Annotated in this window: 1 protein-coding gene and 1 pseudogene; one reads left to right on the forward strand and one right to left on the reverse strand. The window is 32.7% G+C overall.

Features of this window, described 5'->3' with window-relative positions:
- A pseudogene (locus tag QP437_RS09705) lies at window positions 1–224 on the forward strand (hypothetical protein); the annotation flags it as partial.
- A gap of 48 nt (window positions 225–272) precedes the next feature.
- Here the strand turns inward: QP437_RS09705 and QP437_RS09710 are convergent.
- Window positions 273–596: hypothetical protein (locus tag QP437_RS09710; protein ID WP_285267698.1), on the reverse strand; the 324-nt coding region annotated here is incomplete at its 5' end.

A 596-nucleotide genomic window follows, 5' to 3' on the forward strand; every position in this document is an offset into this window, starting at 1 on the left:
ATTATACTATTTCAAAAGCTGTTTATTATCGCGGATTAAAAGAACTATTAGAAAAGAAAATGATCGCAAAGTCTGTTAAGAAATACATATTTTATATAAATCCTGCAATTGTATTTAATGGCGATCGTGCAAGGTTTGTTAAAGAGATCCGAATTAAGGAAGAAGAAAAACAAAGAGAAGCAGATTTAAAAAGCATTAATGAAAGATTGGATCGATATGCTTAAAAAACCAAAACCCAACGGGAAATTTTTCACTGTTTCCCGTTCCGGGCTTTATAATTTTAAAGCCTTTGGCTTATTCTGGGGTATGTAGTTATTATTTTGCTGTTTCTGTGAATATTCGGCATCTGCTGCTGCAATAGCAGCATTGAAGAGTTGTTTAAATTCTGCCGGTTTATGCTCTTGTATTAGATCTAAAACATCACTGTTAATTTTATATTTTTCATATCTCTGAGAAATTGAAGCATTTTCCTTTAACTGCCTTTTGTATTCTATTATTTCCAACTCCATATCTTTTATTTTTCTGTTTTTATTTTGAATGATTTGTTCTTGCTCAGCCGTGGCTCTGGCCACGGCTAACTTTTGCTCCTGTTGTAC

Source organism: Haemophilus sp. UMB1048 (assembly GCF_030218125.1).
In the GTDB taxonomy this organism is placed as follows: Bacteria; Pseudomonadota; Gammaproteobacteria; order Enterobacterales; family Pasteurellaceae; genus Haemophilus_D.